Annotated in this window: 18 protein-coding genes; 7 read left to right on the top strand and 11 right to left on the bottom strand. The window is 71.4% G+C overall.

The annotated features are described in order from the left end of the window. The first annotated feature begins 115 nt into the window (after nucleotides 1–115). The 4 genes from LZ198_RS15410 to LZ198_RS15395 all read left to right on the top strand — a co-directional run bounded on the left by LZ198_RS15410 (nucleotide 116) and on the right by LZ198_RS15395 (nucleotide 6,783). Nucleotides 116–604: a hypothetical protein gene (locus LZ198_RS15410; RefSeq protein WP_253972716.1), complete on the top strand. Its 489-nt coding sequence runs from the start codon at nucleotides 116–118 to the stop codon at nucleotides 602–604. 67 nt (nucleotides 605–671) lie between these two features. Then, a complete protein-coding gene (gene ileS / locus LZ198_RS15405; RefSeq protein ID WP_253972715.1) occupies nucleotides 672–4,415 on the top strand; it encodes an isoleucine--tRNA ligase in 3,744 nt (1,247 codons plus the stop codon). 148 nt (nucleotides 4,416–4,563) lie between these two features. Further along, entirely contained in the window at nucleotides 4,564–6,027 is a 1,464-nt protein-coding gene (locus LZ198_RS15400; protein ID WP_253972714.1) for a Tox-REase-5 domain-containing protein, read from the top strand. Between the two features lie 15 nt (nucleotides 6,028–6,042). Further along, nucleotides 6,043–6,783, top strand: coding sequence for an immunity 52 family protein (locus LZ198_RS15395; protein ID WP_253972713.1), 741 nt, complete (start codon nucleotides 6,043–6,045; stop codon nucleotides 6,781–6,783). A 78-nt stretch (nucleotides 6,784–6,861) separates the two neighbouring features. On the opposite strand, the gene LZ198_RS15390 is transcribed toward LZ198_RS15395, so the two are convergent. The 8 genes from LZ198_RS15390 to LZ198_RS15355 are packed head-to-tail and all read right to left on the bottom strand — an operon-like array spanning nucleotide 6,862 to nucleotide 13,852. Continuing rightward, the gene (locus LZ198_RS15390) at nucleotides 6,862–8,625 is read right to left on the bottom strand and encodes a complex I subunit 5 family protein (RefSeq protein ID WP_253972712.1); all 1,764 of its coding nucleotides are present in this window, start codon (nucleotides 8,623–8,625) and stop codon (nucleotides 6,862–6,864) included. After that, a complete protein-coding gene (locus LZ198_RS15385) occupies nucleotides 8,622–10,106 on the bottom strand; it encodes a monovalent cation/H+ antiporter subunit D family protein (RefSeq protein ID WP_253972711.1) in 1,485 nt (494 codons plus the stop codon). The genes LZ198_RS15390 and LZ198_RS15385 overlap by 4 nt, the downstream gene beginning before the upstream one ends. Beyond that, nucleotides 10,103–11,527 (bottom strand): complex I subunit 5 family protein, encoded by a 1,425-nt coding sequence (locus tag LZ198_RS15380; RefSeq protein ID WP_253972710.1) that lies wholly within the window; start codon nucleotides 11,525–11,527, stop codon nucleotides 10,103–10,105. The genes LZ198_RS15385 and LZ198_RS15380 overlap by 4 nt, the downstream gene beginning before the upstream one ends. Then, the gene (locus tag LZ198_RS15375; protein WP_253972709.1) at nucleotides 11,524–11,859 is read right to left on the bottom strand and encodes a cation:proton antiporter subunit C; all 336 of its coding nucleotides are present in this window, start codon (nucleotides 11,857–11,859) and stop codon (nucleotides 11,524–11,526) included. The genes LZ198_RS15380 and LZ198_RS15375 overlap by 4 nt, the downstream gene beginning before the upstream one ends. Continuing rightward, entirely contained in the window at nucleotides 11,856–12,794 is a 939-nt protein-coding gene (locus LZ198_RS15370; RefSeq protein WP_253972708.1) for a hydrogenase subunit MbhD domain-containing protein, read from the bottom strand. The genes LZ198_RS15375 and LZ198_RS15370 overlap by 4 nt, the downstream gene beginning before the upstream one ends. After that, a complete protein-coding gene (gene mnhG, locus LZ198_RS15365; RefSeq protein ID WP_253972707.1) occupies nucleotides 12,791–13,102 on the bottom strand; it encodes a monovalent cation/H(+) antiporter subunit G in 312 nt (103 codons plus the stop codon). Before mnhG ends, LZ198_RS15370 begins: the two co-directional genes overlap by 4 nt. After that, nucleotides 13,099–13,380, bottom strand: coding sequence for a monovalent cation/H+ antiporter complex subunit F (locus LZ198_RS15360; protein ID WP_253972706.1), 282 nt, complete (start codon nucleotides 13,378–13,380; stop codon nucleotides 13,099–13,101). The genes mnhG and LZ198_RS15360 overlap by 4 nt, the downstream gene beginning before the upstream one ends. Beyond that, complete coding sequence (locus tag LZ198_RS15355; protein WP_253972705.1) at nucleotides 13,373–13,852, bottom strand: Na+/H+ antiporter subunit E; 480 nt, start codon at nucleotides 13,850–13,852, stop codon at nucleotides 13,373–13,375. The genes LZ198_RS15360 and LZ198_RS15355 overlap by 8 nt, the downstream gene beginning before the upstream one ends. A 298-nt stretch (nucleotides 13,853–14,150) precedes the next feature. Between LZ198_RS15355 and LZ198_RS15350 the strand changes: the two genes are divergently transcribed. Then, a complete protein-coding gene (locus LZ198_RS15350) occupies nucleotides 14,151–14,972 on the top strand; it encodes an alpha/beta fold hydrolase (RefSeq protein WP_253972704.1) in 822 nt (273 codons plus the stop codon). A gap of 19 nt (nucleotides 14,973–14,991) precedes the next feature. Here LZ198_RS15350 and LZ198_RS15345 read toward each other — a convergent pair whose 3' ends face one another. Then, on the bottom strand, nucleotides 14,992–17,688 hold the full coding sequence (locus LZ198_RS15345) for a N,N-dimethylformamidase beta subunit family domain-containing protein (RefSeq protein WP_253972703.1): 2,697 nt from the start codon (nucleotides 17,686–17,688) through the stop codon (nucleotides 14,992–14,994). A 397-nt stretch (nucleotides 17,689–18,085) separates the two neighbouring features. Between LZ198_RS15345 and LZ198_RS15340 the strand changes: the two genes are divergently transcribed. Both LZ198_RS15340 and LZ198_RS15335 read left to right on the top strand, forming a co-directional pair. Continuing rightward, nucleotides 18,086–18,889: an alpha/beta fold hydrolase gene (locus tag LZ198_RS15340; protein WP_253972702.1), complete on the top strand. Its 804-nt coding sequence runs from the start codon at nucleotides 18,086–18,088 to the stop codon at nucleotides 18,887–18,889. Beyond that, the gene (locus LZ198_RS15335; protein WP_253972701.1) at nucleotides 18,886–21,405 is read left to right on the top strand and encodes a hybrid sensor histidine kinase/response regulator; all 2,520 of its coding nucleotides are present in this window, start codon (nucleotides 18,886–18,888) and stop codon (nucleotides 21,403–21,405) included. Before LZ198_RS15340 ends, LZ198_RS15335 begins: the two co-directional genes overlap by 4 nt. Nucleotides 21,406–21,420: 15 nt before the next feature. Here the strand turns inward: LZ198_RS15335 and LZ198_RS15330 are convergent, their stop codons facing one another. Both LZ198_RS15330 and LZ198_RS15325 read right to left on the bottom strand, forming a co-directional pair. Next, nucleotides 21,421–23,112: a condensation domain-containing protein gene (locus LZ198_RS15330; protein ID WP_253972700.1), complete on the bottom strand. Its 1,692-nt coding sequence runs from the start codon at nucleotides 23,110–23,112 to the stop codon at nucleotides 21,421–21,423. 190 nt (nucleotides 23,113–23,302) lie between these two features. Continuing rightward, on the bottom strand, nucleotides 23,303–24,727 hold the full coding sequence (locus LZ198_RS15325; protein ID WP_253972699.1) for a hypothetical protein: 1,425 nt from the start codon (nucleotides 24,725–24,727) through the stop codon (nucleotides 23,303–23,305). Nucleotides 24,728–24,819 lie beyond the last annotated feature (92 nt).

Below are 24,819 nucleotides of genomic sequence, written 5' to 3'. Positions count from 1 at the left end.
CCGCGCCCCCGGTCGGCCGTGTCGCGGAGTGCGCGCACCGTGAAACCGGCTGCACACCGCCGGACCCGGACTCGGGCCGGGGCCAATTGGTATCCGCGTTGCAAATACTCCGACCATGCCCCGCCACCTCCCGCTCGCCCTGCTCCTGCTCCTCGCCCCGCTGTCCGCTCGGGCGGAGGCGAAAGGGTTCTTCGGCGTGGGACCGCTGGTCAGCGTGGGTGCCCAGGACCAGGCCATCTCCGCGGGGCTGGGGGTGGAGATGTCGCAATACCGGGTCCAGCGACACCACGCGCTGGGCTTCTTCCAGCAGGCGCAGGTGATGAACGACGGCCACTTCCGCCTGACGGGGGGACTGCAGGCCACGTACGTCATCCTCGGGCTCGAGGCGGGGGCCACGTACGAGACGGGGACGAAGGCCTACCTCCCCACGGCGGGGCTGCACCTCGCCCCCCACGTCTCCTTCTTCGGGTACGGCGCCATCGGCGTGCGTGTCTCGGTCCCCCTCACCCGGAGGCCGGAGGGGGACTCGGACGCGGCGTCCCGGGGGCCCCGGGGGTACGAGGTGGGAGTCGTCCTGACGCGAAAGTTCCCCTTCGAGCTGTGAGCAGGGTGGCGCCCGGGACATCCGGGCTCTTCCCTCCCGTCCGGGCGGTGCTATCAAGCACGGCACCATGCCCCAGACGCCCCCTTCCCTGTTCGACCCGGTCCCCGCGGAGATGGACTTTCCGGCCGAGGAGCGCCGCATCCTCGCCTTCTGGAAGGACCGTCGAATCTTCGAGCGCTCGCTCGAGGCCCGTGAGGGGGCGCCCAGCTTCGTCTTCTACGAGGGCCCGCCCACCGCCAACGGCCTGCCCCACAACGGCCACGTCCTCACCCGCGTCATCAAGGACCTCTTCCCCCGCTACCAGTCCATGCGCGGCCGCTTCGTCCCCCGCAAGGCCGGCTGGGACACCCACGGCCTGCCCGTGGAGGTGGAGGTGGAGAAGGAGCTGCGCATCCACGGCAAGGCGGAGATCGAGCGCTACGGCGTGGAGCCGTTCACCGAGCGCTGCATCGAGTCCGTCTTCCGCTACACCTCCGAGTGGGAGCGGCTCACCGAGCGCATCGGCTTCTGGGTGGACCTGAAGGACGCCTACGTCACCTATCACCGTGGCTTCGTGGAGAGCGTGTGGTGGGCGCTGGCGGAGCTGCACCGCAAGGGCCTGCTGTACCAGGGCCACAAGGTGGTGTGGTGGTGGCCGCAGGGCGGCACGGCGCTGAGCGCCGCCGAGGTGGGCCTGGGCTACAAGACGGTGGACGACCCGAGCGTCTTCGTCGCCTTCCCGCTGCGGGACACGCCGGACACCTCGCTCCTCATCTGGACGACGACGCCCTGGACGCTGCCGTCCAACATGTTCGCCGCCGTCAACCCGGACGTGGACTACGTCACCGTGGACGCCGGGGACCGCAAGCTCGTCGTGGCCGCGGCGCTGCGCGAGGAGCTGGCGAAGAAGCTGAAGAAGGACCTGCCCGTGCTGGCCACGCGCAAGGGCCGGGAGCTGGTGGGACTGCGCTACACGCCGCCGTTCGACACGTACTTCGGCCGCGAGGGCGACACGCGGCTGGCGCTGAAGGACGGGGGCGACGACGCCCGGGCCTGGCGCGTGCTGAGCGCGGACTTCGTCACGCTCTCCAGCGGCACGGGCATCGTCCACATCGCGCCCGCCTTCGGCGAGGACGACTACGAGGCCTTCCGCAAGGACCGCGCGCGCTTCGCGAAGCCGGAGGAGGCGGAGCTGTTCTGCGCGGTCCGGTCGGACGGCACCTTCTCCGACGAGGTGCCCCTGGTCGCGGGCAGGTTCGTGAAGGACGCGGACAAGGACATCCAGCGCAACCTCAAGGAGCGCGGCCTGCTGCTCGTCACCGAGCAGTACAAGCACGAGTACCCGTTCTGCTGGCGCGCGGATGACGACCCGCTCATCCAGTTCGCCCGCCCCGCCTGGTACATCCGCACCACGGCGGTGAAGGACCGCGCCATCGCCAACAACCGCGCGGTCAACTGGGTGCCGGAGCACATCAAGGAGGGCCGCTTCGGCGACTTCCTGGACAACAACGTGGACTGGGCCCTGTCCCGCGAGCGCTACTGGGGCACGCCGCTGCCGCTGTGGGTCCACTCGGAGACGGGCGAGGTGGAGGCCATCCCCTCGCTCCAGGCGCTGCGCGAGAAGCCCGGCAGCAACCTGGCCGCGGTGGAGGCGGAGCTGGCGGTGTTCCTCGCCGGCAAGCCGCACGAGTCCAACGCGCGGCACCTCATCGTCCACAAGCCGTGGATCGACAAGGTGACGTACGAGAAGCCGGGCACCCCGGGCCGCTTCCAGCGCGTGCCGGAGGTGGTGGACGTGTGGTTCGACTCCGGCTGCATGCCCTTCGCGCAGTGGGGCTTCCCGCACGCGCCGGGCTCGCACGACATCTTCAACAAGGCGTTCCCCGCCGACTTCATCTCCGAGGCCATCGACCAGACGCGCGGCTGGTTCTACTCGCTGCTGATGGTGAGCACGCTCGTCTTCGACGAGGAGACGCAGGCGCGCATGGGCCTGAAGCCCGAGCGCGGCTGGCCGCACCCGTACAAGAGCTGCATCGTGCTGGGCCACGTCTCCGACAAGGAGGGCCGCAAGGAGTCCAAGTCCAAGGGCAACTACACGCCGCCCGAAATCATCCTCGACGAGGTGCGCATGGACTTCGCGGTGCTGTCCGCCGCGGAGGCGGGCGTGCCCGCGGAGGCCGGCGCGGCGCTCATCGCCCGCGAGGACCTGGAGGGCCTGGACCTGACCGAGGGCACGAAGGTGCGGCTGTTCCGTCCGGACCGCCCGGACGTGGCCATCACCCTGCCGCTCAAGGTGCACAAGAAGCTCAAGCGCCGCGTGGTGCTGCTGGACGCCCAGACGCTGAAGACGCTGGACGTGGCGCCGTCCGCCAAGGGCGCGGGCGTCATGCCGGTGGAGGTGCCCCGGCTGGCGCCCTCCGAGCGCGTGGTGGTGAAGGACCCGTCCGCCAAGGCGCCCGGCGCGGACGCGTTCCGGTGGTTCTTCTACGCGGCGAGCCCCACGTGGTCCAACACGCGCCACTCGCTGGCGAACGTGCGGCTGTTGCAGAAGGACTTCCAGATCAAGCTGCGCAACGTCTACTCGTTCTTCACCATCTACGCGAACATCGACGGGTTCAGCCCGGCGGAGGGCAACCCGGACGCGAAGGACGCGCCGTGGCGGGCCGTGCGTGGGAGCAAGGGTTGGCGCGAGGTGAAGGCGCGCCCCATGCTGGACCAGTGGATGTTGTCGGAGGTGCAGCTGGCGCTGCGCGACGTGGAGAAGGCGCTGGACACCTACCAGGTCTATGACGCCGCCCAGCGGCTGGTGGCCCTGGTGGACGCGCTCTCCAACTGGTTCCTGCGCCGCAGCCGCGAGCGTTACTGGACGCCGGGCTTCGAGCAGGACAAGCGCGACGCCTACTACACGCTCTACGAGGCGCTCACGACCATCACCGCGATGGCGGCGCCCTTCATCCCGTTCTTCGCCGACGAGATGTGGGGCAACCTGGTGCGCAAGCCCTGGCCGGCGACGCAGCCGGAGAGCGTGCACCTGGCGGACTTCCCGCGCGTGGACGAGTCGCTCATCGACGTGGAGCTGGCGACGGACATGGCCGCGGTGCGCGACCTCGTGTCCGCGGGCCACAAGGTGCGCACGGACAACAAGCTCAAGGGCCGTCAGCCCCTGGCCCGCGCGGACATCATCCTCGCGCGTCAGGACATGGCGCAGCGGCTGGCGGGCTACCAGGGCCTGCTCGCGGACGAGCTGAACGTCCACGCGGTGCGCTTCGTGGAGCCGGGCAGCAAGGACGCGGACGTGGTGCGCTTCCGGGTGCGGCCCAACCTGCGCGCGGTGGGCGGGCGGCTGGGGCCCAAGCTGGCGCCGGTGCGCAAGGCGTTCGACTCCGGTGACGGTCGCGCGCTGCACCGCGAGCTGCTCCAGACGGGCAAGGTGGTGATGACCATCGCCGGCGAGGCGCTGGCGTTCACCGGCGAGGAGTTGGAGACGCTGGTGGAGGCCAACCCCGGCTACGCGGCGGCGGGCACGGGCTCCGGCGTGGTGGTGCTGCACACCGAGCTGACCGAGGCGCTGGTCGACGAGGGGCTCGTCAACGAGCTGCTGGCCCGCGTGCAGGGCGCGCGCAAGGACCTGGAGCTGGGCTACACCGACCGCATCCGCCTGTGGGTGGACGGCGACGCGCGCGTGAAGCGCGTGACGGACGAGGGCCGCGAGCTCATCGGCCGCGAGACGCTCGCCTCCGAAATCCACGTCGGCCCCGAGGGCCTCACCGGCCAGGAGGAGGAGGTCCAGCTCAACGGTCTGCCCGCGCGCATCCGGGTGGAGCGCGTCTGACGACGGACCGTGCCAGGGATTGAGTCAATCCCTGGCGCGGCGTGAAGAGGCGGGCAGGCGGACCGATGTAGGATTTCGTCCGCCTGTCAGCCCTCGGTGCCAGCATTTCCACCACCTGCTCTCTCCAGAGGGAGACCCGGGGTGAAGAATGCGTGCTGTCCATTGGGTGCTCGGCATCGCCCTGCTCGTCACCGGGTGTGCTGGAGTCGAGGCGACGGGCTCGTCCAGACAACCTCTCCACCGGCGCCATCTGTTCAGGGAACAGGGCTTCCAGGGCGTGGAGCGCCGTGCTCCGGGTGACGCATTCGACGCACTGCTCCGCGCCGCGGGACTGGACGAGCGCGACGCGCAGCCGCTCGAGGGAGGCGCACTCACTCCAACTCAAGCGGCACGTCTGATGAAGGTGCTGTTGGCGAAGCCCGTGACGTTGGGCCAGTTCCCTTCACGGCTCGCCGTGGGACATGTGCTCCGCTCGGTGATGGGAAGGGGGGAGACCTCGCGCGCCGAACTGGTACATCAGGTCGAGCGATTCACTGGAGTAGCGGTGCTCCGTCCCGACGGATGCATCGCGTGGGCACGCGACGGGAGGACGCAACAGCGGGCCGGGCCCGTGGAGTGGCGGGACGGGGGCTTTCGCGCGCATGGTTTCGTGCTGGGCCGTTTCTACGAAGGTCGCTCGGGTGTCTACCGGTTGCTGGATGACGACCTGCGCGAGGTGGACGGGCGCCCGGTGGCGGAGGTCTACGACGATGCGGACTATGTGGGCCGGGTCTTGGATGGAGCAGGGTCGGCGGGTGTGAAACTGGCGCTCTCCATCGGCCAGTTCTTCACGTACCCGTTGGACAGCATCACCGCCCTCGAAAAAGTGCCTGCTGGCGTGGCCGCGCTCATCGAGTCGTCTCCAGCCTACTTCGAGCGCTTCCGGTACATGACTCGCGGGGAGCAGATTCAAGCAGTGGCCGAGTTGGCCACGAACCTCCTCTTCACGACGGGGACCGCTGGGGCCACGACACGCACGGTGACCGGCGCACTGGCTGGCGCGGAGGCGATGGTTCCAAGGCTTGCGCTCTCCTCATCGGGAGTCGTGACGCTCGAGCGCGTGGCGGTGCCCATGGGGCGAGCGGCCTCGGTGCTGGGAGGAGGACCTGGCGCGGTCATCATCCTCCAACGGGCTGTCTCGGGGACGACTGGAGGTGCCCCATCCAAGGAACCCGGGCAATGGGGACCGGCACAGGAGGGGATGTCCGATCGTGCGCGCCGTTACCAGGAACAAATCACGGGCCACTCCGCCGACGAGGCATCCTGGGTCGGAGGTGTCGGCACGGATAGAGGAGGAGTGAAGTTCGATGGATTCAAGGACGGGGTGCTGCAAGAGGCAAAGGGTCCGGGATACGCGAACAAATTCCTCGACAACCTCAAGCCGAGAATCTGGTTCGAGAACTCAGGTGCCAGAGCCCTCGTTGAGCAGGCGCAGCGGCAGTTGGCCAAGGCTCCTCCGGGAGTCCCCATCGAGTGGTTCATCGCCGAGGAGAAGACGGCCGAGGCAATCCGCACGCTCTTTCAGAAAGAACGGATCGTCGGAATCAAGGTGCTCCACGTTCCCCCTCTGTAGAGGGCAGGGTTGCCCATGACCGACCCTATCGAAGAGGAAGAGTCGTACTTCGCCGGAGCGTATTGGGGGGCTCGCAAGGAATCGTCGGAAGAGTGCGCGGCACGTCTCGAAGCGTTCTTCAGGCGGATTGCTCACCTCGACCCCGCGTTCGCTCGGTGGTTTCGACAAGGCAAATCACGCGCAGACGCCTTGAAACACCCCATCGATGCGACGTTGGTGGACCTGGAGAAGCTCATCCGCCGAGGGAAGGACCGGGTCGTCGAGGAACTCGGATATCGTGTCGGCGCATGGAATGGCGCCACTGACGACGAGGATGGTTGTTCCCTCAAGCTGACATGTGGCGGAAGCTCTCCGCGCGTCTCCAACTCATGTGTGCTCGAGCTGCCGAGTCGAGGCCCCAATGCAGCTCGGGTGCTCACAGAGCCAGTGCTTCGCGGCCTGATGAAGAGCATGGCGACAGCCTGGGAGCCCGACTTCGCCGTGGTCATGTCCTCCACACACCTTCGGATGCTGAGGGACAACGACCCTGCGGAGATATGGCCAGGGTGGCTCATCTACCTGTCACGACATCGCGGCACGGTGCCTCCCCTCCCCGCCCCCGTCAGCATCGAGTCCGTGGAGGACAAGGGAACACTCATCGTCCTGACTCGCGAGCGCTTCACCGCCAGCAAGTCGGAGCACGTGACATTGGCCGAGCGAGTGCGCGAACGGCTGGACCGGGAAGGACTGCTGAAGTCGCTCCAGGTCCAATCATAGAGACGAGCTCAGCCAACAGCGCCCAGGACCTCCGATGCCCGGGCCGTACCTCGTCAAGCCATGACGGTCCCAACCTCCTCACCCAGGAGGGCGCGTCACGAGGTACAGGAAGACGCCGAGGAACAGGAGCAGCGCGAGTCCCACGTGGCTGAGTTGGCGCAGGTTGGCCTCGCCGTCGTCGGCCTCGTGCAGCAGCGTCGACCGCAGCCGGGCGAAGCGCCCGAGCAGCCGGTCCCCCCACGTCTCCTCCTCCGGCCCCGGCTCCTCCTCGTCCACCTCTCGCGTCATGAAGGCCCACACCGGGTGCACCAGTCGCTCCACGAACCAGAGCAGGTCCCCAGGCGGTAGCTCCGGCACGCGCCACGCGCGCCACCTGCGCGACGCCAGCGCGACCGCGCTCAGCGACACTCCGAGCAGGACGGGCCAGGCCGCGGACACCACGTTCTTCGCCACCACCAGCTCCGGCAGCTCCTCCGCACCCACGGGGGGCCGCAGGAACACCACCGTGTCCGCCACCAGCAGCAGGAGCCAGGACAGCAGCAACACGCCCCACCCGGGCTTCCCCTCCTTCGAGGCCCCGGGGACGATGCACACCAGGAACCGCGCCATGATGAGCGTGCTCCCCACCGCGGCCACCGACAGCCACGTCGGCAAGGACTCCGCGGCGTGCGCGGCGGACTCCGCCGACTTGAGCGTCAGCTTCGCCCACGCCCCGCTCGTCAGCGGCGCCCCCGCGATTTCGAGCGCGGCCCACGCAAGGCCCACCAGGACCACCACTCCGCGCCAACCTCCCCTCCCCGTCGCCGGCAGCACCCCAGCACCGAGGAACAACAACCCCTTCGCCAGCGAGTGGTGCGTCGCGTAGACGAGCACCGCGACGACGAGCGCGGGCGCGGCCTCGGGAGCCCCCAGCGCCAACCCGACGGCGAGCGTGAGGAACCCCATCTGGCTGACGCTCGAATAGGCCAGCACGGACTTCGCCTGTCGCTGCGTGAGCCCCACCGCGACACCGTAGAAGGCGGACACCAGCCCCAGCGTCGCCCAGACCCCGCCCACACCTCCCAGGCTCGCGTGGCCCAGGGGGAGGAAGCGCAGCCAGCCCAGCACGCCCACCTTAATGATGGACCCGCTGAGCACCGCGCTCGCGGGCGTGGGCGCCACCGGATGGGCCAATGGCAACCACAGGTGCAACGGCACCACGCCCACCTTCACCCCGAAGCCCACCAGGACCAGGACCGAGATGAGGTCGCGATGACGCGACTCCGCCACCACGCGCGGCACCTCCCGCAGCGGCAGGTCGATGCTCGTCCCCGCGATGAGGAAGAACGCCGCGAGCAGCAGCGCCTCGCCCAACAGCGCCATGACCAGGTAGACACGGCCCGCGCGGGCGGCCTCCGACGTGCGCTCGTGGACGACGAGCCCGTAGGCGCAGAACGTCATCAGCGCGAAGAACAGGTAGAAGCTCGCGATGTCCTGGGCCAGCACCGCGCCCACGTTCCCCACCAACGTCGAGAGAAAGAACCCCCAGAAGGACGCGCGGTGAGGGGACTCCCGCAGGTAGCCCCCGGCGAAGAGCCCCGACAGCGACCACAGCACGCCCGTGAAGAGCAGGAACGTCCGGGTGACTTCATCCGGCGCGTACAGCCGCATCCCGAGCAGGATGGACTTCCAGTGGACCGGCGCGCCCGACGCGAGCGCCAACCCCACCGTGGGCAGCGCGGCCCACGGCGCCAGCCGCATCGCCCACCCCCGCCACCCCGGCACCACCACCGCGAGCAGCAACACACACGGCACGCCGAGCGCCGCGATGACCGGCAACTGCGCGACCTCGAAGGGGCTCACGGACGGAACTCACGCTCGGTGATGAGCTTCGTCCACCCCAACGGGCTCAGGTCCGCGCCCGCGAACACGCCCGCCGCCAGCGACAGCACGGCCGTCGCCACCGTGGGGAGCAGCAGCGCGGGCCCCACCTCCCAACGCCGCGACCTCCGCGGCGCCCAGGGCTCGACCGGCGCCTGGAACCACGCGGTGTAGAGGATGGGCAGGAAGTAGCCCGCGTTGAGCAGCGTGCTCAACAACAGCACCCCCACCAGCCACGGCTCACGGGCCTCCAGCGCGCCGATGCCCAGGTACCACTTGGTGATGAAGCCCGCGACGGGCGGAATGCCGATCATCCCCAGCGCGCCGATGGTGAAGGCCGCCATGGTGAGCGGCATCCTGCGCCCCACCCCACGCAGCTCCGCCACGCGATGCACGTGCAGCTCCTCCGCGAGGTTCCCCGCGCAGAAGAACAGGGTGATCTTCATCAACCCCTGGTGCACCAGGTGCACCAGCCCCCCGATGGTGGACACGGTGCCGAAGATGGAGACGCCGACGACGATGTACGCCACCTGGCTCACCGTGGAGTAGGCCAGACGCCGCTTCAAGTCCCCCTGCTGGAGCGCGCGCAGCGAGCCGTACAGGATGGTGACCGCCGCCACCACCGCGAGCGGATGCAGCACGCCCAGGTCGTGGACCCGGTACACGCCGAACACGTCGTAGATGACGCGGGTGATGCCGAAGGCGCCCGCCTTCACCACCGCGACCGCGTGCAGGAGCGCGCTGACCGGCGCGGGCGCCACCATGGCCACCGGCAACCACCCGTGCAACGGCACCAGCGCCGCCTTCACCGCGAGCCCGCCGATGAGCAGCGCGAAGGCCACCGTCAGCTCCACGGAGTGCCCCACCACCCCGTCCAGCGCGCCGCCCTCCGTGAACTCCACCGAGCCCGCGAGCGTGTAGAGCAACGCCACGCCCGCCAGGAGCAGCGTGGCGCCGCTCAGCGTGTAGCGCAGGTAGACGTTCCCGGCCCGCAGGGCCTCCGGCGTCCCGCGGTGGATGACCAGCGGGTACGTCGACAGCGTGAGCATCTCGTAGAACAGGAAGAAGGTGACGAGGTTGCCCGCCATCGCGATGCCCATCGTCGACGCGACACACAGCGAGAAGAAGCCGAAGAAGCGGCTGCGGTGCGGCGTGCCCTCCAGGTAGCCCACCGCGTAGATGGTGGTGACGAACCACAGCACCGCGGACAGGATGATGAAGAGCAGGCTGAAGGTGTCCGCGCGCAACACCAGGTCCGCCTTGGGCAGGAAGGGCAGGCGCGTCTCGTAGTGCCGCCCCCGGAACACGCCCCACGCCATGGCGGCGGTGAACAGCAGCTTCGTCCCCGCGGCGGTGAGGTTGAGCGTGGTGCGCAGGACGCGCTGCTCCTCGGCGAGCAGGAAGATGACCAGCCCCGGCAACAGCGAGCTGAGCAACACCGCCAGCGGCAGCCACGTGTTCATCGCGCCGTCCCCACCGCCAGCAGCTCCAGCGGAAACCACGGCACCAGCCCCAACACCAGCGCGATGAGCGCCAGCGCCAGGGGGGCCAGCTCGTTGCCCAGCGGGATGGAGCGGACCGTCACTCCCGGCGGCAACGGGAGGAACGAGCCCCGGAGGATGCGGAAGACATAGGCCGACGCCAGCAGCCCCCCCAACAGGAGCACCAGCCCCCACCACCACTGCCCCGTCCAGATGGACTCCTCCAGGAGGATCCACTTGGCGATGAACCCCCCGCTGGGCGGCATGCCGATGAGGCTGATGCCCCCCAACGCCATGGCGAGGAAGGTGAAGGGCATCCGGTACGCCAGCCCCTGCACGCCCCCCAGCTCGGTGATGCCCACCGCCTGGTGGATGTTGCCCACCGCCACGAACATGGAGGCCTTCGCGGCGGCGTGGGAGACGACCAGGTACACCGCCCCGGTGCGCGCCCCCAGCGTGGCCATGGGGAAGAGCAGGAACATGTAACCAATCTGCGCCACGCTCGAGTACGCGACGACGCGCTTGAGCTGCGACTGGCTCAGCGCCAGCAGGGAGCCCCACAGCACCGCCGCCGCGCCCAGCACGCCCAGGAACTGGCCCACCTGCCAGTCGAGGATGGGCGTGAAGACCTCCAGCCACAGCCTCAACAGCACGTAGTACGAGCCCTTGGAGATGAGCGCGGACAGGAGCGCCGTGACGGGCGTGGGCGCGCCCGTGTACGTCGGCGGCAACCAGACGTGGAGCGGGAACAGCGGCGTCTTGAGACACAGCCCCAGCGTCATGACGCCCGCCGCCACCCACGCCACCGGCCCCGGGGTGATGCGTTGCCCCAACAGCCCCAGGTCCAACGCGGAGTAGAGGCCATACAGGAGCGCCACGCCCAGCAGGTACAGCAGCGAGCCGGGCAGCGCGAAGAGCAGGTAGCGCAGCCCCGCGTCGAGCCCCGGCCGGTCGCGTCGCACCGCGATGAGGGCCACGGAGGCCAGCGTCACCAGCTCCAACGTGACGTAGAGGTTGAAGGCGTCCGCGGACAGCACCAGCGCGTTGAGCGCGCACCAGACGAAGAGCCACAGCGGCAGGAACTCGCGGTCCTCCCGGTCCCCCAGGTGGTCCAGGGCGTGGACGCTGATGAGCGGTCCCACCACGCCGATGGTGAGCAGCATCAGCACGGCCAGCCCGTCCGCGCGCCACTCGATGCCCAACGGCGGTCCCCAGCCCCCGATGGCCTGGCGGAGCACGCCTCGGGTGGCCACCTCCCAGGTGAGCACCGCGGACGCGGTGAACGTCGCCACCGACGCGACGCCGGCCACGACGCGCACGCCCTTGCGCCCCACCAGCAGCGCGAGCACCGCGCCCAGCAGGGGAAGGATGACCGGCCACGCCATCCAGGCCGTGGGGCTCATGCGGAGCCGCCTCCCGCCTCCGGGTCGGAGGCCCCGGTCGACTCCGCCTTCGCCGTCGCGTCGATGCGGGCAATCCTCCGGGCCAGGGCCACGCCCAGGGCCGTGGCGCTGACCGACACCACGATGCCCGTGAGCACCAGCGCGTGGGGCACCGGGTCCGGCGCGCCGGTGGGCTCCCGCCGCGCCAGCGCCACCAGCACCAGCAGCACGCCGGAGCCCGCGATGTTCGAGGCGAGGATGCGTTTGACCGGATGCTCGTGGGAGAACAGCCCCACCAGCCCGACGCTGAACATCGCCACGCCCGACAGCGCGTACACGGCCCACGGGTTCATGACGGCTCCTTCCCCGAGCGCTCCGCCCGCGCCGGCCGCATGCCGGGGAAGAACATCCACAGCACCATGGCGATGGAGACCGTCAGCGCCAGCTCGACGACGAAGATGACCGTGCCCGCCTGCGCCTCCCGGTACTCCAGCAGCGCCCTCCCGGAGAAGAGCGGGGCCACCGCCGCGCCGATGAACAGGAGGGGCCCGGTGAGCAGCGCCCACCGCACGCGCCACGAGGACATCCGGGGTGTCCCCAGCCGCGTGGTGAGCAGGGCCACCACGCCGCCCCCCGCCAGGATGGCGCCGGCCTGGAACGCGCCTCCCGGCCCGTGCTCGCCCACCCACACGAGGTAGCCGGCGACCAGCAGCAGCGCGGGGGTCATCATCCGGAACAGCTCTCCCGTCAGCGGGTCGCGCGAGGGCTCCGGCGTCGTCCGCTCGCTGCGCGGATTCACCGCGCGGGCCCCCAGCACCGCCACCAGCAGGACGGCGATCTCCAGCAACGTGTCGTAGCCCCGGTAGTTGAGGAGCACCGCGGTGACCGGGTGCTCCACCCCACTCTCCGCCAGGTGCGCGTCCACCTCGCGGGTGAGCCCCGGGTCGTCCGAGGGTAACGAGAGCACCGCCCAGCCCAGCATCCCCGTCAGCGCGGCCATCGCCACCACCGCCCAGGGCCTGTGCCGGGCGCGCGCGGCGACGTCCGGTGGCCGCTCGTCCGTCCAGCTCAGCGTGTGCATCAACAAGGCGCCGGTGAGGCCCGTGCCCACCGCCGCCTCGACCAACGAGATGTCGGGCGCGTCCAGCCGCGCCCACGCGAGCGCGGACAGCAGGCCCATCGCCACGAAGAGCACGACCGACTGGGACAGCGACTCCGTGCGCAGCACGAGCCACGCCAGCAGGGGCAGGCACAGGGCCAGGCACGCGTCGAGGAGGGCCGCCGTCATGGCTCGCGGCGCCCCGTCCACGGCGCGGCGCCACGGCGCAGCGCCGCGCGCGCGATGAGCTGGCAGGTGAAGGCGCTGGAGATGAGCACGAAGAGCCAGACGAGCAGCAGCTCGAGCGCCGTCGCCCAGGAGCCCGACTGGAGCGCCAGCCCCACCACCACCAACCCCAGGCCCAGGTTGTCCACCTTGGTGAGGGCGTGCAGCCGACAGTAGACGTCCGGGAAGCGCAGCACGCCCACCGTGCCCGCCAGGCAGAAGAAGGCCCCGGCGACCATGAACACCGCGCAGACCCCATCCCAGAGGCTCATCGCCGCTCCTGCTCCGGGGAGGGGCCGCTCCCCACCGCGAAGCGCACGAAGGCCACGACGGTGACGGGCGCCAGCAGCGCGAACACCAGCGCGACGTCGCGCAGCGCGGCCTGCCCTGGGTCCGCGGCGAGCAGCACGAGGACGCCCACCCCCGTCGTGCCGAACAACTGCGCCACGATGAAGCGGTCGGTGAGCGTGGGGCCCCGGACGACACGCACCAGCCCCGCGAGGATGTTGAGGAGCAGGAAGAACGCCAGCGCCATCCGCAGCTCAGGCATGGGCGGCCTCCCGGGGAGGCAGCCTCAGCCCGAACAGGCGCGAGACGCGCAGCTCCAGGTCGTCCAGCTCGCGATGGAGCCCCTCGCCCCGGTCCACCAGGGCGTGGACCACCAGCTCGTCCCCGAGCACGTCCGCGTTGAGCGTCCCGGGCATCAGGCTGAGGGTGATGCGGAACAACGTCTGCGGCGTCCCCGCCGGCAGCCGCATGCGGTAGCGGATGAAGACCGGGGAGATGGGCATGCTCGGCAGGAGCGCGCGCCGGGCCACGTCCACCCCGCCCTGCACCGAGCCGGAGAAGAAGAAGAGGGCGAAGCGCAGCACCTCCACCAGGGACCACCCGCCCTGGCGCGGGGGACTCAGGATGAAGCTCACCGTCGCCACCACCGCCACGACGGGCACGCCGAACACGTAGCTGGACGGGTCGCCGTCACACAGGGCCCACCACGCCAGCCCCAGGAGCACGACCCTCACCCACGCGCTCCGCCACGCCCCGGGCCTCGGCCCCGCCCCACCCTCTCGCGCTGTGCCGCGTTCCCGTTGTTCCACGCGCGAGGACCCTAGTGCCCGAGCGCCACCCCGGCCTCCGCGCCGTGCGGGCCCGCGTTCTTCAGCGGACGCTTGCCCGCCCCGCGCCGCGAGCGACGGTTGGATTCAAGGCGAACCTCCCTCGACTTGGGGAGGCGCATGGACCCCCACCGGGGGTTCAGCCGGCATGGCGCGCACCGCTACCTTGGCTCGGCACGCAGCACCTCACCTGGAGCCGAGGACCATGAGCATCGTCACGACCAAGGACGGCACGCGCATCTTCTACAAGGACTGGGGCTCCGGACAGCCCGTGGTCTTCAGCCACGGCTGGCCGCTGAGCTCGGACAGCTGGGACGAGCAGCTCTACTTCCTCGCCTCCCGGGGCTACCGCGCCATCGCCCACGACCGTCGCGGCCACGGCCGCTCCAGCCAGCCGTGGAACGGGCACGACATGGACACCTACGCGGACGACCTGGCCGCGGTGATGGACGCGCTGGACCTGAAGAACGCCGTGCTGGTCGGCTTCTCCACCGGCGGAGGCGAGGTGGCCCGCTACCTCGCCCGGCACGGCTCCAAGCGCGTGGCCAAGGCGGTGCTCGTGGGCGCCGTGACGCCGCTGATGCTCAAGACGGCGTCCAACCCCGGCGGCCTGCCCGTCGAGGTGTTCGACGGCATCCGCGCCGGCGTGCTGGCGGACCGCTCGCAGTTCTTCCAGGAGCTGACCACGCCCTTCTTCGGCGCCAACCGCGAGGGCGCGAAGGTGTCCCAGGGCGCCCGCGACGCGTTCTGGTACTCCGGCATGCAGGTGGGCCTGAAGGCCGCCTACGACTGCATCCAGGCCTTCTCCGCCACGGACCAGACGGAGGACCTGAAGAAGTTCGACGTCCCCACGCTCATCATCCACGGCGACGACGACCAGATCGTCCCCATCGGCGCCGCCGGCCAGCAGGCCGCGAAGCTCGTCAAGGACGCCACGCTGAAGGTGTACCCCGGCGCGCCGCACGGCCTCACCGTCACGCACCGCGAGCAGTTCAACGCGGACCTGCTCGCGTTCCTGAAGGCCTGAGCCGCCGCCGTCTCCGTCGTCAGGGCGCCCGCGCTCCAGGGGCGCCCACCGCGATGACCTGGGTCGTGGACGCGCTCACGCCCCGGGCATCCGTCGCGGTGAGCGTGACGGTGTAGCGCCCCGGGTCCAGGTAGCGGTGCTCCAGGTAGCCCGCCTCCACCGTCGTGCCGTCACCCAGGTCCCACCGGAAGCGTTGAATCCACCCACCCGGTTCGGTGGTGGTGCTGGTCGTCCCGTCGAGGAAGACGTCGTGCGGGGCCTGCTCCCCCACGAAGGGCCCGCCGGTGATGCGCGGCACCAGCCGGGAGCCCTCGCCCTCCGAGGGTCCGCGCAACAGCCGCACCGTCGAAGCGCCCTGGTCCACGACGAGCACGTCGCCGTTGGCGAGCGCGGCCACGCCCGTGGGCAGACTGAAGGTGGCCTGCTCCGCCGCGCCGTCCCTCGCGCCGTGCACACCCGCGCCCGCGTACGTGCGCACCTGTCCTCCGACGACGGCGCGGATGCGCTCGTTTCCCGTGTCCGCGACGAGCAGCCGCCCGTCGACATACGCCGCCCCCAGCACGGGCATGAAGAGCGCGCCGCCGCCGCTGCCATCCGAGGACCCGCCCGTCGTCCCGCCCGCCACCGTGGAGGTGGTGGAGGCCGCGTCCAGCGCCACCCGGCGGATGAGGCGGTTGCCCGTGTCCACCACCCACAGCGCCCCGCCGCCCGCCGCCACCGCCGTGGGCCGCTTGAGCCGCGCCTGGCTCGCCGGTCCGTTGGTGCTGCCCGCGCCGTTCGCGCCGATGAGCGTGGACACCTGCCCCTGCGGAGCGATGCGCGCCAGCCGGTGGTTGAACGTGTCCGCCACGTACAGGTCCGCCCCCTGGAAGGCGAGCCCCGAGGGCGTCTGGAAGCGCGCCGCCGTGCCCGCCCCGTCCGCCCGGCCCTGGCGCCCCTCCCGCGAGCCGGCGAACGTGGAGACGGTCCACCGTCCGTCCCGGGCGATGCGCACGACGCGGTGGTTGCCCGTGTCCGCCACGAAGAGGGTGCCGTCCGGCGCGATGGCGATTCCCTGCGGCGAGCGCAGCGGCGTCGTCGCGCCGGGCCCCTCGCCCACGCCCGCCGCGCCCGTCCCCGCGACGGTGGTGACGGTGCGCGCCGCGTCGTTGGCCATCATCCGCACCACGTGATTGCCCGTGTCGGTGATGAAGACGTTCCCCGCCGCGTCCACCGCCACGCCCACCGGCCGGCGGAACCGCGCGGCCGTCGCCGGCCCGTTCTGGAGTCCCTCCTGGAACGCGCGGCCCGCGATGGTGGAGACGCCGCCGGCCTGTCCCGCGCGGTCCACGGGGCGAGGCACCTCCGCCCCGAAGGTGTCGCCCGCGCCGGTCGGCGTCAGCCCCGCCTTCTTCATCACGTTGTCGGCGATGCGCTGCACGCGCAGGTCCGCGAACTGGGGGTGGGACAGGCCGAAGGACCAGGCGATGCCCCCGCTGGAGAACACGAACGCGCCGGAGGGCGCGGTGTACAGCCCCGCGGTGTGCCAGTTCGGCTCGCCCTTGTTGCTGATGGCCGGAGACTGCGCGAGCGCGACGAAGCCCGGAGGCGTGCGCCCGTTCGTCCACGCGCGGTCGATTTCATAGCCCACGATGGAGAGGAGGGAGTCCCCCTCCGCGAGCCCCGTCCCCTCGAAGGGCCAGGCGGTGGGGCTGCGCACCACGAAGGGCTGGTTGATGATGCCCCACGCGTCGGACATCACCCCGGCGAGCGCGTTCTCCGGCTCGTCCATCAGCGCGTTGCGCCAGCGCACCGTCATCAAGGGCGTGCCCGCGCGCGGGTCCTCCCGGGGCGCCTCGTCCTTGAAGCAGACCTGCCGCCGCCGCGCCGCGCCCGTCCCCGAGGACTCCAGCCGGATGAGCCAGCAGCTCGTGTCCCCCGCGAAGAACGCCAGGTTCACCCCCGACGCGAGCGCCGCCTCCACCGCGTCGCGCGCCGGGCGCGACCAGTACTCGTCATGGCCCACCGCGACGAACAGCTTCTGCCCCGTCAGCAGCGAGGGGTCGCGGTCCACGTCGACGTTGGTGACGTACGTCAGGTCGTAGCCCTTCGCCTCCGCCCACATCACGAAGTAGTGCGGGTAGTAGAAGTACTCGCCCGCGCCGTTGCCGTCCGAATAGGGCCGGTCGAACGAGACGACCTTCGCGTGCCCGCCGGACAGGCCCAGCGAGGTCGTGTAGAGGCTCTCCCCGCCCCAGTCGTTGTAGGCCTGGAAGGTGGTGACGGAGAGCTGCACCACCGCCACGCCCTTGCGCTCGTCGGCGCGCAACACGAAGAGCACGTAGGCCTGGCGCCCGTCGTCGCGAATCAGCTTCACCAGGTACACGCCGCTGGGCCACGACGCCTGCGTCGCGACGGTGAAGCTCGTGGGCCAGCGGCACTCCACCCGCCCCGTCGTCCGGTCCGCCACCGGCGTGGGCTGCGGCCCGATGGAGACGGGCCCTCCCGACGCCATCTTCCGGGAGCCCGTCCCGCCGTAGTAGCCCATGCGGTACAGCTCCCAACGCACGGGCCGGACGCTGTCCGTCCGCACGTGGATGTCGATGGACTCCCCGTGCTGGATGCTCGCCTGGCCGGCGTACCCTTCCAACTGGGGTGAGACCGCGGGCTGGCTCAACCGCCACTCGGACGTGCCCGGGTGTCCGTTCTCGCTCGCGACCGGGTTGGCGCCCATCATGCCCCGCCCCTCGTCAGGATGACCGACCTGCCCATGTGGATGTCCTCCCCGGACGTTGTCATGGACGGCGAGGCGACCTTCACCACGCGCCGGCACGAATTGGGCGGCGCTCGACAGACCCACGCCCACTCCGTGACGCAGGGAACACCCTCGATGTCGTCCATCGCCCGGTGCCTGGGCCGCGAGGCGCGCGGCGTCCTTCCACCCACGGGTTCTCCACGACAGCCCCGGGTCGGACACGGCCCGCGTGTGCGCGAGAGTGGTCCGGCGTGTGTGACGGATTCCGGTCGCTTCCCGGGCAGCCGGGCGGTTCGACTGATATCGCGTGGACGATGCACTAGACTCGGGGCTCACGTGGAGCAGTCGGGGGCGCACCACGCCATCGCGAGACCAAGTCATGACCCGGACGGTTCTCAACCGAAACAATGTGCAGGTCGTCGGCAACGGGGAGGACGTCCTCGTGCTCGCCCACGGCTTCGGCGCCAACCAGAAGGTGTGGAAGAACCAGGTGCGCGCGTTCGAGTCCACGCACCGCATCATCCTGTTCGACCACGTGGGCGCGACGGGCTCCGACCTGGAGTCCTACAGCCCCCACCGCTACGCGAGCCTGGAGAGCTACGCGCTGGACCTGGTCGAGGTGCTGGAGGCGGTCGACGCGCGGGACGTGTCCTATGTCGGGCACTCCATGAGCGCGATGATTGGCCTGGTCGCCGGCGTCCTGCGGCCGGAGCTGTTCCGCACGATGGTGTTCATCAGCGCCTCGCCCCGGTACATGAACGCCCCCAACTACCGGGGCGGCTTCGACCGGCACGAAATCGACGCGCTGTACGAGACGGTGGAGCAGCACTTCGAGGCCTGGGCGAGCGGCTTCGCCAAGGCGGCGGCGGGCCCGTCCGCCGCGCGTGAGCACGCGGACACCTTCGCCGAGTCGCTCATGGCCCTGCGGCCCGACATCGCCAGCGGGCTGGTGCGGATCCTCTTCGAGTCCGACTTCCGCGAGCAGGTCCCCCGGCTCACCGTCCCCACGTGCGTCGTCCAGCCCCTGGACGACTTCGCGGTCCCCACCAGCGTGGGCGAGTACCTGGCGAGGACGCTCCGCCACGGGAGCATCGAGTACGTGCCCAACCAGGGCCACCTGCCCCACGTGACGGCTCCGGACGAAATCAACGCTATCCTCGCCAGGGCACTCACGGCATCATGACGGCCTGGGAGACGGCGGGCTCGGAAGCCGACGGGCCCCCCGGACTGGCGTCCCAGACCTCCGCGATGACGGACTTGATGGTCTCCGTGGTACGGGCCCTCGCGGTCCGCGATGGCTCGCAACTGGAGCGCGTCCTGGAGGCCGTGCGCCGCCACTGTGGCGCGCAGCTCGCCGTCAGCCTGCGCCGCATCGACGCGGTCACCGTCATCGAACAGGCCGGCACCCCCGCCCAACGTCCCCACCTCGCCCACCTGGGCGAGGCGCTCTTCCGGGGCGCGCTGGGGGGCTCGGACTGGCGCTTCTTCGACCCCGAGCCACGCGGCGGCGAGCTGCCGGAGCTGCTCCGGGGCGCCGGGGCCCTCCTGCCCTGGCAGTCCATCGACGAGCGCCGGGGCGGCATCCTCCTCATCCGCGACGGCGCGCGCCCCTTCTCCCACGAGGAGCGCGTGGAGCTCCAGGCGCTCGCGGGGCTGCTCGTCACCACCGCCCGCGAGCGCGACCTGGAGGGCGCCACGGAGGTGCTGCGCGCCCGCGTGGACGCCATCTCCCATGCCCTGCCCTGCGGCCTCGTCTTCCTGGAGCAGAACCGCCTGGAGACGTGGGTGAACCGCCCGGGCGCGCTGCTGCTCGGCCTGCAGGAGGGACAGGTCCCCGCGCACCTCATGGCCCCGGCCATGGCCGCGTTGCGCGCCCGCGCGGTGAACCGCGAGCAGATCGAAGCCTGGCTGGCGCGGATGTTCGACGGGAACCCGCCGGAGCTGCGCGACATGCTCTGGCGCTTCGAGTCCCCCCACCGCGTCCTGTCCGTGTCGTGCGTGCCGGCGCGCAGGGGCGCGGCGCGCGGGAGGCTGTGGGCCTTCCTGGACGTCACCGAGGCCCAGGACGCGCAGGCCGCCCTGGAGGAGAAGAACTCGGCCCTGGCCGCCGCCCGCGCCGAGGCGGACGCCGCCAACGCGGCCAAGTCCAGCTTCCTGGCCAACATGAGCCACGAAATCCGCACGCCCATGAACGGCGTGCTCGGCATGGCGCAACTGCTGCGGGAGACGGGCCTCACCGAGGAGCAGCGCGAGTGCGTGGAGGTCATCCACACCAGCGGCGACGCGCTGCTGCGCCTCATCAACGACCTGCTCGACTTCTCCAAGATCGAAGCGGGTGCGTTCGAGCTCGACGACCAGCCCTTCTCCCTGCGCCAGATGCTCAAGGAGTGCCTGACGCTGCTGTCGCCCCAGGCGGTGGCGCGCGGGCTGTACCTCCAGCACCAGGTGGACGCGGACGTGCGCGACGCGCTGCTGGGCGACAAGATGCGCCTGCGGCAGGTGCTGGTGAACCTGGTGGGCAACGCCCTGAAGTTCACGCACGACGGCGGCGTCAGCGTCCAGGTGTCGCGCGGCGAGCCCCACGCCGGCCCGGGCGGCGCCGAGCCCCTGCGCATCCACATCCGCGACACCGGCATCGGCATCCCCGCGGAGCGGATGGACCGGCTGTTCCGCTCGTTCAGCCAGGTGGATGCCTCCACCAGTCGCCACTACGGCGGCACCGGCCTGGGGCTCGCCATCAGCCTGCGGCTGGCGCAGTTGATGGGCGGCACCATCCGCGTCGAGAGCACCGTGGGCCAGGGCAGCACCTTCACGCTGGAGGTGCGGCTCGCCGAGGGGCCCTCGCTCCAGGGCCACGTCATGCCGGAGCTGGACGTCACCCTGGGCTCGCGCCACCCGCTGCGCGTGCTGCTGGTGGAGGACAACCCCATCAACCAGAAGGTGGGTCTGCGCCTGTTCCGCAAGCTGGGCTACGAGGCCCACGTGGTGGGCAACGGCCTGGAGGCCTTGAACACCCTGGAGCGCGAGCCCCATGACGTCGTCTTCATGGACGTCCACATGCCCCACATGGACGGCCTGGAGGCCACCCGGCGCATCCGCGGCGACGGGCAGCGCTACGGCCAGCCCCGCATCATCGCGATGACGGCGAGCGCCATCCGCGAGGACCAGGAGCGCTGCCTCCAGGTGGGCATGGACGACTTCGTCACCAAGCCCGTGGACGCCTTCCTGCTCATGGCCGCGCTGGAGCGCGCCGCCGGCCACCGGGACGCGCGCGCGGCGCCCGCGCCGGAGGGGGCTCCCGCGGAGGCCCCACCCTCCACGCCCGTGCTGGACCGGGGCGCGCTCGAGAAGCTCGAGGTGCTCACCGGAGGCGAGCGACACGAGCTGGGCGCCCTGGTGCGCGACTTCCTGAAGAACACCGGCAAGCACCTGGACGCCTTCCAGGCCGCGGTGGAGACGGGGGACACGGCCGCGCTCGCGCGCCATGCCCACAGCCTGCGCTCCAGCGCCGCCCTCTTCGGCGCCAGCCGCCTGGCCCGCGCGTGCGCGCACCTGGAGGAGATGGCCCAGCGAGAACCCATGGAGCGGTTGACGGGGAAGGTGGCGTCCGCGACCAGGGACCACGAGGAGGCCCGGCTCGCGCTCGAGGCCGCCGTGCCGGAGGCGCTCGGCGCCGCCCCCGAGCCACCCCGGGACTGAAGGCCGCCGCTCCCCTCACCCCGCCACGCGCGCCTCCGGCCGGGACGCCAGCTCCCGGAGCAGCGAGAGGAAGTCGCGCGCCAGGTGCTCCACCTCCTCGCGGCCGAAGAGCGCGGACGCGTACTCGAAGGCCCCCCGGACACATCCGGGCTCCTCCCGCAGCAGCAGCGACAGGTCGAAGCGCGCGGCGCCGGGCAACGACGCATCCGGCGTGTCCGTCTCCAGCACGCAGGACAAGCCGGGGATGGACAGGTCGGGCGTGGCCGAGCGCTCGAACAGGCACGCGGCCTGGACCAGGGGCGCGCCCCCGGCCCACGTGCCCGTCACCCCGTCGACCACCTCGTCGAAAGGCAACCGCTGGTGCCCCAGGGCCTCCAACGTCGTGACGAGCTGGCGCGACAGGAGCTCGTGGAACGACGGGTTGCCGGACAGGTCACACCGCAGCGCCACCAGGTTGGAGAGCAGGCCCACCACGTCGCGCACCGCGCGCCGCTCGCGGTTGGCCACGCCCGCGCCCAGCACCAGGTCGGATTGACCGCAGCGGCGGTACAGCAGCGCGGCGAACACGGTCGACAGGACGACGAACAGCGTCGCGTCCGCGCGCGTCGCCACGGTCCGCGCGGCGGCGACCAGCTCCGCGGGCAGCTCGAAGCCGACCGTGCCTCCCTCGGGCGACGGGGCCGCGCGACCTCCCCGGGAGGACAGCGTCAGGGGCCGCGCGCCCACGAGGCGCCGACGCCAGTACGCGCGCTGCAGCGTCGCGGCCTCGCTCGCGAGCCAGGCTTGCTGGTGTCGGGCCACGTCGCCCGGCTGGCACCCGGGCGCGGCCAGGGGGGGAGGGATGCCCGCGCGGAAGACGCGGTACAGCAGCGCCACCTCCCGGGCGAACACCGCCCGCGACGTGTCGTCCGTGACGAGCCGGTGCTGCGTCACCAGGAGGACGTGCGCCTGCGCCCCCACGCGCACGAGCGTCGTGCGCAGGAGGGGCCCCCGCCGCGGGTCGAAGGGCGTTCGCGCCAGCGCCTCGTCCAGCCGGCGGAACGCCTCGGACGCGGGCGCGCCCCCGCTCCCGGCGGGGCGCAGGTCGACGAGCGGCACCTCGGGCTGGAGCGAGGGCGACACGCGCTGCACCAGGCGGCCCTCGCGCTCGTCGAAGGTCGTCCGTAGCGCCTCGTGGCGGCGGACGACCTCGTGGAGGGCGCGCCGCAGCGCCTCCACGTCGAGCGGGCCGTCGAAGCGCAGGCGGAAGTGGACATGGTGGAGCGCGCGCCCCGGGAACCGCTGCTCGGCGCGCCACAGCCGCCACTGCTCGCGCGACGCGGGCGGGTCCCCGTCACGTGGAAGCCCGCTCCACTCCTCCCGGGAGAGGGCCGCTGCGGACAGCAGGCCCCCCTCCACGGCCAGCCTCCGCGCCAGGGCGGAGATGGTGCGCTGGTGCCAGAGCGCGGCGGCGTCCAGCGACAGGCCCAGCCACTGCGCCAGGTCATGGGCCAGGGCCACCGCGCCCAGCGAGTCGAGCCCCTGCTCCACCAGGGGCCGGCGCGCGTCGATGGCGTGGGGCGGCCGTCGCCAGAAGTCCGCCAACCACTCCACCACCCACTCCTCGATGGCCTCGGGATGGGCGGGCATGCGCGCGTCGGACAGCGCCGACGTGAGGCGCGTCAGGCCCTCACCCGGTACGTCCCGCTCGTCGCGTTTGGAGTTCACGCCATCCGTCCCGGCACTCGAGCCCGTCCAGGGACGTAGTAGGTGTCCGCGGGGAATCGCGGCGTCAACGAAGGGGCCCGAGCCGCCCGCGCCCGGACGTGTACGGGACAACGCGCATGCCCGGACGCGGTCCGGCCGACGACGTTCGGGCTGGCCCCACGTCCGGGTCGGACGACGGCGGAAGGACACTTCAGGGGTTCAGCGGCACCATCCACAGCTGGTAGGCCACCGTGTCGTCGAAGGCCGTGAAGTACATCCGGTCCCCCACGCGCGTGTAGTGGAGGGGATAGGTGTTGGGCACGCCGGGGCGCAGGTCCCTCAAGAGGCGGGTGCCCGTCGTCGTCCCATCCGTCACCCAGGGCTCGACGCCCGTCTCGTCGGAGTGCGAGGCGAAGAACACGTACTGCTCGTCCGCGGCGACCAGCGGCGAGGCGTACTCGTCGGAGACGCTCAGGGGCCGGCGCAGCATCTTCGTCCCCGCCCCCGTGCCGTCCGTCACCCACAACTGCGTGTCGCGCGGCGTGGCGCCGGAGCTGCCGATGTACAACTCGAAGAAGAGCCGGGCGCCGGCGCGCGCCGTGGTGGCGATGAGCGGAGCGGCCTCGCCCATGCTCGCGTAGGGATTGGGCAGCGTGGCGACCTCGACCGGCGTGGACAGGCCATCCATGCGCAGCGTGTAGAGCGTCAGCAGCTGCGTCACCGGCTCGACGAGCGAGAAGTAGAGCTTGTCGCCCACCGCGGTCAGCAGCCGGGGCTGGCGGCCATCCGCGGGGAGGGTGAACAGGTTGCGCGTCCCGTCGCTGGAGCCATCCGTCCCCCAGATGGACGTCGTGCCCTCCGCGTCGAACATGCTGAAGAAGGCCATGTCCCCCGCCTCCCCCATCTCCATCGGGACGTAGCCGCCGTCCTCCGACGGGAAGGAGGCGACGACGCGCGTGCCCGTGAGGGTGCCGTCCGTGCGCCACGCCTGGACGCTCCCATCGGTGTCCACCACGAAGAAGAGCAGCCCCCCGCCCACCCGCACCGTGCGCCACTCCACGGCCCCACCCGGCACCAGGGGCACCACGCGCTGCGTCCCCGCCGTCGAGCCGTCGCTGCGCCACAGCTCCGTGTGGGCCACCTCCGGAGGCGCCGCGGGGATTTGACGGAAGAACACCAGCGAGTCTCCCAGGACGGTGAGGCCCGTCAGGTTGGAGCTCGCCGGCCCCGGCGTCAGGTCCGCCACCCGCCGGGTCCCCTCGCGGGTGCCGTCCGTCACCCACAGCTCGTTGCCCGCCGGCGCGTCCCCCGCGGTGAAGAACAATTGCGAGCCGGTGCTGGCCAACTGGGTCACCCGGGCATCCGCCCCGGGCAGTTGCCCCGCGGGGAAGGTCTTCAACGAGTACGTCCCCACGGACGTCCCGTCACTCGTCCAGATCGCCCGGGCGCCAATCTCGAAGTTGGCCGCGAAGAGCAGCCGCCCCTGGAAGGGCGTCAGCTCCGCGGGCCCCGGCGCGAGACGCGGCGGAAGCTGCGTCTGGGGAAAGAACGCCTTGACCCTGCGAGGCGACCCCGGCCGCAGCGCCGGATGCCCCGAGCGGGCCGGTCCCGCCTCCGGGTGCGGGGCCTCGTCCATGGGAGCCTCTCCACACCCCGCCACCAGCCCCCCCACCCACGCCATTGCCAGCCACGCCAGTCCCCGCATCAACATGCACCCCGCCGAAGAGC

Source organism: Myxococcus dinghuensis, from assembly GCF_024198235.1.
Lineage (GTDB): Bacteria > Myxococcota > Myxococcia > Myxococcales > Myxococcaceae > Myxococcus > Myxococcus dinghuensis.
Note: the sequence above shows the minus strand (reverse complement) of the source record. Positions and strands in the feature narration are given on the sequence as shown.

What these genes read in the sequence shown, in the direction of transcription:
- LZ198_RS15410 (WP_253972716.1), top strand. Translation starts at nt 116, where the DNA reads ATGCCCCGCCACCTCCCGCTCGCCCTGCTCCTGCTCCTCGCCCCGCTG.
- ileS (WP_253972715.1), top strand. Translation starts at nt 672, where the DNA reads ATGCCCCAGACGCCCCCTTCCCTGTTCGACCCGGTCCCCGCGGAGATG.
- LZ198_RS15400 (WP_253972714.1), top strand. Translation starts at nt 4,564, where the DNA reads ATGCGTGCTGTCCATTGGGTGCTCGGCATCGCCCTGCTCGTCACCGGG.
- LZ198_RS15395 (WP_253972713.1), top strand. Translation starts at nt 6,043, where the DNA reads ATGACCGACCCTATCGAAGAGGAAGAGTCGTACTTCGCCGGAGCGTAT.
- LZ198_RS15385 (WP_253972711.1), bottom strand. Translation starts at nt 10,106, where the DNA reads ATGAACACGTGGCTGCCGCTGGCGGTGTTGCTCAGCTCGCTGTTGCCG.
- LZ198_RS15380 (WP_253972710.1), bottom strand. Translation starts at nt 11,527, where the DNA reads ATGAGCCCCACGGCCTGGATGGCGTGGCCGGTCATCCTTCCCCTGCTG.
- LZ198_RS15375 (WP_253972709.1), bottom strand. Translation starts at nt 11,859, where the DNA reads ATGAACCCGTGGGCCGTGTACGCGCTGTCGGGCGTGGCGATGTTCAGC.
- LZ198_RS15370 (WP_253972708.1), bottom strand. Translation starts at nt 12,794, where the DNA reads ATGACGGCGGCCCTCCTCGACGCGTGCCTGGCCCTGTGCCTGCCCCTG.
- mnhG (WP_253972707.1), bottom strand. Translation starts at nt 13,102, where the DNA reads ATGAGCCTCTGGGATGGGGTCTGCGCGGTGTTCATGGTCGCCGGGGCC.
- LZ198_RS15360 (WP_253972706.1), bottom strand. Translation starts at nt 13,380, where the DNA reads ATGCCTGAGCTGCGGATGGCGCTGGCGTTCTTCCTGCTCCTCAACATC.
- LZ198_RS15350 (WP_253972704.1), top strand. Translation starts at nt 14,151, where the DNA reads ATGAGCATCGTCACGACCAAGGACGGCACGCGCATCTTCTACAAGGAC.
- LZ198_RS15345 (WP_253972703.1), bottom strand. Translation starts at nt 17,688, where the DNA reads ATGATGGGCGCCAACCCGGTCGCGAGCGAGAACGGACACCCGGGCACG.
- LZ198_RS15340 (WP_253972702.1), top strand. Translation starts at nt 18,086, where the DNA reads ATGACCCGGACGGTTCTCAACCGAAACAATGTGCAGGTCGTCGGCAAC.
- LZ198_RS15335 (WP_253972701.1), top strand. Translation starts at nt 18,886, where the DNA reads ATGACGGCCTGGGAGACGGCGGGCTCGGAAGCCGACGGGCCCCCCGGA.
- LZ198_RS15325 (WP_253972699.1), bottom strand. Translation starts at nt 24,727, where the DNA reads ATGGACGAGGCCCCGCACCCGGAGGCGGGACCGGCCCGCTCGGGGCAT.